Consider the following 7586-nt stretch of genomic DNA (forward strand, 5'->3'; position numbering starts at 1 on the left):
CTAATCACGGTGAAAAACCCGACTGGTGCAGGCGTCCGAGACGCGAGAGGACGCCGTCCTGCTGACGCGAGCAGGGCTTTTCCTGAGGGGACTGTCTAGAGGCGTCTTGACAGCGCCTGTTTGAACTACGTGAGAACCCTACGCCTTGAGGCGGTGGGAGTGTCAATCTAACGGCCGTACTTGAGCACAAAGACATCTTTCAGACCAGCATGGGGCTCTCCGGCGAGGGATCCCCAGGTTACGCCTGCCACCCCGAGGGTGCCCTCTTGGTCTAGCGCCATGGCCTGGATCTAGTCGAAGTCGGCGCTGCCGAACTGGTGGCGCCAGAGCTCGCCGCCGTTGGTATCGTAGAGGCGGACAAAGGCATCGCTGCGACTTGCAGGGATCCCCTGGGTGGATCCTGCCACCCAGACCCTTCCGAGCCTATCCACGGCAATGGCCAGAGGGCGCTCCCCTTGCGCGCCGTCCCATTGGCGGCTCCAGAGCTCGTTGCCGTAGGGATCATACTGCCGCACAAAGACACTGTACCCCTGGAGCAAGGCCTGGCCAGCAGGAGCCTCCTGGGTATAGCCCGCCACCCAAACATTTCCCTCCTCTCCCACAGCGATGGCAAGAGTGCCGTCGCCCCCTTTGTTGGAAAACTGGCGCAGCCAAACCTGGTTGCCGCTGGGATCATACTGGCCGACAAAGCTGCCAGCCCTTGTGCGGTCGCGGACGAATCCGGCTATCCAGAGATTTCCTGCCCCATCGGCGGCCAGGGCAGTGACCTGGGCCCCTAGCTCGCGGACCCAGAGCGGTTTGCCGTCAGCGTTGTATTGGCGCACAAAGCTCTTGCCTCCGCTATTTCCGGCTACCCAGACATTGCCCTTGCCATCCACGGCAATGGCAGTGACCTGGTCAGGCTCAGCACCGCCCAACTGCTGCATCCAGAGCTCCCGACCCTGGGGATCGTGCTTACGCAGGAAGATGTCTTTTGCGCCGGCATTGCTGTAGCCAGGGAAAGCGCCGTAGGTCACTCCTGCCACCCAGGTGTTCCCTCTCCTGTCCACTGCCACCGCCACAACTTCGTCTAAAGCAGGGGTGCCCAACTGCCGTGTCCAGAGCTCTCGGCCCCAGGCATTGTACTTGCGCAAGAAACCATCGCCACCCCCTGCCGAGCTTTGGCCCAAAAAGCTTCCCTCCGTTACCCCCGCCACCCAAATATTTCCCTTTCCATCAATTGCGATGGCGCGAGCCTCGTCAGAGGAAGGGGTACCAAACTGGCGCAGCCAAGGGCTGGGACTACAGCCAAAACCTAAACCGAAAAAAGCTAAGACACCCAGAACTGCTCTAGCCAGTGCCTGTCTCCTGCTCATAGGCCCTCTTTTGGGGGCACTGGGCAAAGCATAGCAAGGGCTCTCCCCTGGCTATCGCGAGGGATAAGCCCCCGCCTCTTCTCCAGCAGCAGCACAGGATCCCTAGGCAACCTGAGGCATTGCTTCAGGGCTGGCCAGGCGCGGCGAAAACTGCAGCGCTGCCTGCACAAAGGCCTGAAACAGGCGAAAATGCTCAGCCTCTTCAAAGGTGAACTCGGGGTGCCACTGCACGGCAATGGCCCAGGGATGGGTTTCGTGCTCGATGGCCTCGATGAGCTCGTCGGGAGAACAGGCAGCCAAACGCCAGCCCGCCGGCACCCCCCAAACAGCCTGGTGGTGCCAAGAGACTACGGAGATTGCGTCGACGCCGACAATTTGCTGCAGGCGGGTGGAGCGGATGAGGCTGACGCTGTGGCGAACGGGCTTGCGATCGGCGGGGTTGAAATGATCCAGCTCGTCGTACACGTCGGGCACATGGGGGATCAGCTTGCCGCCGCTGACCACGTTCAGCAACTGCATCCCTCGACAAATGCCCAAGACCGGGATCCCTTGCGCCAGGGCGGCTGCCGCCAAGGCCATCTCAAAGCGATCCCGCTCGGCGCTGACGTGACGCACCTGGGGATGTTGGGGATCCTCTCCGTAGGTGCTGGGGCAAAGGTCGCCGCCTCCTGTCAACACCAGCCCATCTACCGCAGCCAGCAGCGCTTGTGGCTCACTTTCGCCTGGGGGAAAAAGAACGGGGATCCCGCCAGCAGCGCGAAGGGCATCCACATAGCGGCCCGGCGCCACAAAATCTCCCTGGCCGTTGCGGCTGGGGGTAGTAACGCCGATGAGGGGCCGATTTACAAAAGAGGGTGTCCGCTTCATTTCTCTACACTACATTGACAACAAAGCTGAGAAAGTACCGCTCGCCACCATAAACCTTGACAACTCTGGCTGACTGGGGGCAACCGGTATACCCCCTGTCCTAACTTCCACCACGATAACCGTAAAAGTAGCCGGAAGCACACTAGGCAAATCCAGAGCCGCCCACAGTAAAACAGGGTAGGGTTCGAGGGATCCCGACGTGCGTTTTGATACTTATGACCCAGGTGAAGGTTTTTACGATGAGCTGTTTGTGGGGCGCGGTCGGCCTCGCCCTGAGGCGATCCCGCTGATTGAGCGCCTGCATTCGCTGGGAGAAGGAGAGCTGCAGCAGCGGCAAGCGGCGGCCCAGGCAGCCCTCTTTCAGATGGGGGTAACCTTCAACGTCTATGGCGACAGCCAGGGCACGGAGCGGATTTTCCCCTTCGACATCATTCCCCGCATCGTCTCAGCCTCTGAGTGGCAGCGGCTGGAGCAGGGCCTGAAGCAGCGCATCCATGCCCTGAACCTGTTTATCGACGACGTCTATCACGACCAGAAGATCCTCAAGGATGGGGTGATCCCTGCTGAGCTGGTCGAGACGGCCAAAGGATTCCTGCGGCCTTGTATTGGGCTCAACCCGCCGGGGAGAATTTGGTGCCACGTCACCGGCACCGACCTGGTGCGGGATCGGGACGGGACTTGGTACGTGCTGGAAGACAACCTGCGCTGCCCCTCGGGCATTTCCTATGTGCTGGAAAACCGGCGGGTGATGAAAAGCACCTTTCCCTCGCTGTTTAACACGATGGGGATCCGCCCGGTGGACGACTACCCCAGCCACTTGTTGGATACCCTCCTCAATCTGACGCCGCCGCACCTGGCCAACCCGACAGTGGTGGTGCTCACCCCCGGCATCTACAACTCCGCCTACTTCGAGCATTCTTTTCTGGCCCAGCAGATGGGGGTGGAGCTGGTGGAAGGACGGGATTTGGTGGTGGCCGATGGCTATTTGCAGATGCGCACCACCAAGGGCCTGCAACGGGTGGATGTAATCTACCGCCGCATCGACGATGACTTCATCGATCCGCTGGTCTTTCGCCCCGATTCCCTCTTGGGGGTACCCGGCCTGTTTGAGGTCTATCGCTCGGGTCGGCTGGCAATTGCCAATGCCTTGGGGACAGGAGTGGCAGACGATAAGGTCATCTACGCCTATGTGCCCCAGATGATCCGCTACTACCTGGGAGAAGAAGCGATTTTGCCCAATGTGCCCACCTACTTGTGTTGGGATCCCAAGGATCAAGCTTATGTGCTGGAGAACCTGGACAAGTTGGTGGTGAAGGCGGCCAATGAGTCGGGCGGTTACGGCATGCTGATGGGACCGCGGGCCACACCGGAGGAGCGGGCCGCTTTTGCCGAGAAAATCCGCGCCCAGCCCCGCAACTACATCGCCCAGCCCGTCGTGTGTCTTTCCCGCGTGCCCACCCTCGTGGATTGGGGAGAGGGGCTGAGGCTGGAGCCCTGCCATGTGGATCTGCGGCCCTACATTCTCTACGGCAAAGAGATCTACGTTCATCCCGGCGGCCTAACCCGCGTGGCCCTCAAAAAGGGATCCCTAGTGGTCAACTCCTCCCAAGGGGGCGGCAGCAAAGATACCTGGGTGCTCTGCGGGGATCCCCGCTGCTGAGGGGTAGGCTTAGGCCGGAGCAGCAGGGCCCGGCCATCTGGCGAAACGACGGGCGTGTTGCAGCGCCAAATCCACATAGTGCTCGGCGTGGCGGCGCAACTGCTCCACCTCTTGGTCTGTCAGGGTGCGGATGACCTTGGCCGGGATCCCGACTGCCAAAGAGCGGGGCGGCAGCGAGCGGGTGACCACCGCTCCAGCCCCGACCATGCTGCCCGCCCCGATGGTGACTCTATTGAGGATGACGGCCCCAATCCCCACCAGGGATCCCGCCTCGATGTGGGCGCTGTGGATGACGGCCCGATGGCCGACAGTGACCTCCTCGCCGATGCAGGTCGGCTGCTCCGGATCCCCGTGCAGGATCGCCCCGTCTTGAATGTTGCTGCGGCGGCCAATCACAATCGGCGACAGATCCCCTCGCAAAATGGCCCCGTACCAGATGCTCACCCCTTCCGAGAGCTGCACATCACCAATCAGCGTGGCATTGGCGGCCACAAAGGCTGCCTGGTCGATCCCTCGCGGCTGCTGCTCCAACCCCACTCTCCAACCAGCAACAACTTCCATCAATCCTACCGCCAGTAACGGTGCGGCAATTCCCGGCTTCCCCAGTGCTCTGCACCGCCTTTGCCCCGGCAGCTGACCAGATGCAAGCATACAACAGCCGTGAAAGAGATTAACCCCCCTCTCCCAAAGGGAGAGGGGCTGGGGGTGGTCGCGTGAGCGGCGCGGAGCGCTTGGGCTATCCCTTTGGAAGAGGGGCTGGGGGTGAGGGGTTTCAGCTAAGCTTGGCGCTGCAGGAGCAGAGGGGGGTCAGCCGTCTGCAAAGGGCGAATGGCAAAGAAACTTTCGTAGATGCAATCGCCAACGTAATTCATTTGCAATTGCAACTTGTCGAGAAATTCGTGTAAGCCCTGCTCCATAATATCGTCAATGGTGAGATAATCCAGCTCAGAGCGCAGCCGTCCCAAAGCCCGCTCACTGGGATCCCGCCAAGTATCAGCAGGGGTTCCAGTAATCTGGTGTAGGGAGCGATCGGCGTGAATGAGACAAAACTGAATGGAGCGGGGAAATTGCCGATCCAAAATCAGGAAAGAGGCCACCTCTCTAGGGTTAATGCGGTGTTGGCGGCTGTATTTTCGATACATTTCATAAGCGCTGGCCGACTTTAGGAGAGCAATCCACTGCAATTCATCCAGGGGCGTGCCCACATCCTGTACAGAAGGCAGCAAAATAAAATACTTAACATCCAGAATGCGAGCCGTTTTGTCGGCCCGTTCCAAAAGGCGGCCGATTTGTCCAAAGTGCCACCCCTCCCCGTGGGTCATGGTGGCATCCATCACCCCAGCAAAGAGATGGCTGGCCAGCTTGACTTCCGTGAAGAAATCGTGGAGCTGGCTCAGATGCGGCCACTGTTGAGCAGCTTCCTTCACCATTAAGTAGAAGCGATTCACCCGCTCCCACATTTCCGAAGAAATGATCTCCCGCACAGAACGGGCATTTTCCCGTGCCAGCCGCAAGCAGGAAAAAATCGAGTTGGGATAATCCCTATCAAAAGCCAGAAACTGGATCACCGTTTCCTGGGTCGCCTGGCCGTAGCGCTGGTAAAACAGCTCCTGATCCCCAGTGGTGGAGATGATGGGATCCCATTGCTGAGCTGTGCCACTAGGTGAGTCGAGGATGAGGTTTAGGTTGACATCGATAAAACGGGCAATGTTCTCGGCCCGCTCCACGTAGCGGTTGAGCCAGTAGATGGAATCGGCCACGCGACTCAACATGGTGTTGCCTCCTCTGTTGTCCTCAACCCCAACAGACGGAGCAGCCGCCGCAGCTCCACCAGCAGCACTCCTGCCACGCCGGTCAGGATCCAGCCCAGCCAGTCCGCCGCCGTGCCCAAGTAGCGCACCTCCACGCGGTGCTCCCCCGGCGGGATCCGCACTTGCAACAGCCCTGGCTCGTTGTATTCAGCAGCTCTGAACCATCCATCAATTTGTACCCGCCAAGCGGGGTAGTAAAACGTGCGCAAGACTACAGCTTGCTCCTGACCGGTGGGGTTAAGCGCCCGAAAGCGACGGTAGCCGTAGCGCCACTCTTCCACCTGGAGCCGCGCCGCCGGATCCTCTACCTCGCCTTGCCACTGCAGCAGCGGATCCACCTGTGGGGGCGGCATGGGCAGCGTCACCTGGCGGGGCCGGTATTCCAGCGCATCCACCAGCGCCAGCCCATCGGGAAAGCGCCAGTGCATGTGCAAGAAAGCAATGCCCGGCCGCTCCTGGGGCTCGTTGGGGAACTGCTTGGCTGCAGCGAGTTCTTGAAAAGTTTGGACAAGCGGCGGATCAAAGCCGGCTTTGGACACCAGTTGCAAGCCCTGCCAGGTTTGGACTGCCATGGCCAGGCCGAGCCCCACCAGCAAAGGGAGCCGCCAGCGCTTGTGCCCCCATCCCCACCCAGCTAGAGATCCCACTAGCCAAGGCACGGTTACCGCCGTCACCGCCATCCAGCGCCAGGAGAACTGAATCCGCCGCAGGGGCAAAACCCACTCGTAGAGCCAAGCCAGCAGATCCGTCATCATCAGCAGCGCCACCAGGCTGGCTCCCAAGCTGTAGAGCAGGGTGGCTCTGGCAAGAGATTCGGCAGCACCACTTTCCTGGCAGGAGAAACTCCTCCCCGACCGGCGGGCCAGCCATTCTAGAAAAACCAGGATCCCAACCCCTCCCAGAACCGCCGCCATCCAAACCCAGTACCCCACCAGGTTGCTCTCAAACCAGTGCTCTGTCCAGCGCGGCTTCAGCTGCATGAGCCCGCTCACCATCAGGCGATGGTGGGGCGTATACTCCTCGGTAAAGTTGACAAAATCCACCTGGACATGCCGCTGATCCCAGAAGGCCGACAGCAGATAAAACGCCGTCCACCCCAGCCCCAGCCCAAACCCCAGGTAGCAGCGCCCCACCCTGGGCCAGAAGGGATCCCTTCCCCCCACCACCCAAGGCAGAGGCAGCCAAATCAGGGTCAACACCAGCAAGGTGGGCAGGTGGGACAGCGCCAGCAGGCCGTAGCTCAGGGCCAAAGCCGCAACCGGCCAAAGGGCCTGCAACCGGCAGATCGTCTGCAGCGAGGCCCAGAAAACCCAGGGGGAGACGGCAATGGCCCACACTTCCCCTATGGCTCCCCGTTGGTAGATATCCACCAGCCAGTAGGGGCCGGCCATGCTCAGCAGGGCCAAGACCAACGCCAAAGCCCAAGGAAGCACCTGCCGCAGCAGAAGGTACAGCCCCAGCCCAAAGACCGCCATCGCTAGGCCCATGCTGGCCACCAAAGAGCCGAGCATGTCCAGCCCCAGGGCTCGAAAGGGCAGGGTGGCCACCATACACAGGGGCGGATAGAAGGCAAAGGTGGGGTTGCCATAGCCAAAGTTGGAATACTCCAGCCAGCGGGGGTAAAACTGCCCGCCGAAAAACTGGCGCTGATACTGGAAGGCCCAATTGAGATTGAAGTGGGTGGAATGGGTGATGGGGTAGCCCCGCTGCAGCATTGGCCAGAGCAGTGCCAGCACCCCGGCCAGCAGCGCGATCCCGATAAGCCCTCCCGGTTGGTGCAACCTCTTCAACATCTCACTGGGACGGTCTATTCTGATCGAACCCAGAAGGCCCGGAACTTCCCCCATACTTGCGCAACAGGCGGATATTCTCGATCACCATCGCCTTTTCCAA

At 60.7% G+C, this 7586-nt stretch carries 6 protein-coding genes; 1 reads left to right on the forward strand and 5 read right to left on the reverse strand.

Annotation, left to right across the window (positions count from 1 at the left end; translation table 11 throughout):
- Nucleotides 1-290: 290 nt before the first annotated feature.
- Nucleotides 291-1355: an SBBP repeat-containing protein gene (locus tag NW863_RS03225; RefSeq protein ID WP_414364352.1), complete on the reverse strand. Its 1065-nt coding sequence runs from the start codon at nucleotides 1353-1355 to the stop codon at nucleotides 291-293.
- A gap of 102 nt (nucleotides 1356-1457) precedes the next feature.
- Nucleotides 1458-2222 carry a gamma-glutamyl-gamma-aminobutyrate hydrolase family protein gene (locus tag NW863_RS03230; protein WP_414364354.1) on the reverse strand — a complete coding sequence of 255 codons (765 nt, stop codon included), beginning with the start codon at nucleotides 2220-2222 and terminating at the stop codon, nucleotides 1458-1460.
- A gap of 199 nt (nucleotides 2223-2421) precedes the next feature.
- Here NW863_RS03230 and NW863_RS03235 point away from each other — a divergent pair, with 199 nt between their 5' ends.
- Nucleotides 2422-3882 (forward strand): circularly permuted type 2 ATP-grasp protein, encoded by a 1461-nt coding sequence (locus NW863_RS03235; protein ID WP_414335409.1) that lies wholly within the window; start codon nucleotides 2422-2424, stop codon nucleotides 3880-3882.
- A 9-nt stretch (nucleotides 3883-3891) separates the two neighbouring features.
- On the opposite strand, the gene NW863_RS03240 is transcribed toward NW863_RS03235, so the two are convergent.
- From NW863_RS03240 to NW863_RS03250, 3 genes are all read right to left on the reverse strand, one after another.
- Nucleotides 3892-4443 (reverse strand): gamma carbonic anhydrase family protein, encoded by a 552-nt coding sequence (locus tag NW863_RS03240; protein WP_414347985.1) that lies wholly within the window; start codon nucleotides 4441-4443, stop codon nucleotides 3892-3894.
- A gap of 215 nt (nucleotides 4444-4658) precedes the next feature.
- Complete coding sequence (locus NW863_RS03245; protein ID WP_414335413.1) at nucleotides 4659-5654, reverse strand: alpha-E domain-containing protein; 996 nt, start codon at nucleotides 5652-5654, stop codon at nucleotides 4659-4661.
- Nucleotides 5648-7486: a hypothetical protein gene (locus NW863_RS03250; protein ID WP_414364356.1), complete on the reverse strand. Its 1839-nt coding sequence runs from the start codon at nucleotides 7484-7486 to the stop codon at nucleotides 5648-5650. The genes NW863_RS03245 and NW863_RS03250 overlap by 7 nt, the downstream gene beginning before the upstream one ends.
- Between the last annotated feature and the right edge of the window lie 100 nt (nucleotides 7487-7586).

The organism is Synechococcus sp. B60.1 (assembly GCF_047462555.1).
In the GTDB taxonomy this organism is placed as follows: Bacteria; Cyanobacteriota; Cyanobacteriia; order Thermostichales; family Thermostichaceae; genus Thermostichus.

Excerpts from the sequence above, each read along its gene's own strand:
- NW863_RS03225 (WP_414364352.1), bottom strand. The coding sequence starts at position 1,355 with ATGAGCAGGAGACAGGCACTGGCTAGAGCAGTTCTGGGTGTCTTAGCT.
- NW863_RS03230 (WP_414364354.1), bottom strand. The coding sequence starts at position 2,222 with ATGAAGCGGACACCCTCTTTTGTAAATCGGCCCCTCATCGGCGTTACT.
- NW863_RS03240 (WP_414347985.1), bottom strand. The coding sequence starts at position 4,443 with ATGGAAGTTGTTGCTGGTTGGAGAGTGGGGTTGGAGCAGCAGCCGCGA.
- NW863_RS03245 (WP_414335413.1), bottom strand. The coding sequence starts at position 5,654 with ATGTTGAGTCGCGTGGCCGATTCCATCTACTGGCTCAACCGCTACGTG.
- NW863_RS03250 (WP_414364356.1), bottom strand. The coding sequence starts at position 7,486 with ATGTTGAAGAGGTTGCACCAACCGGGAGGGCTTATCGGGATCGCGCTG.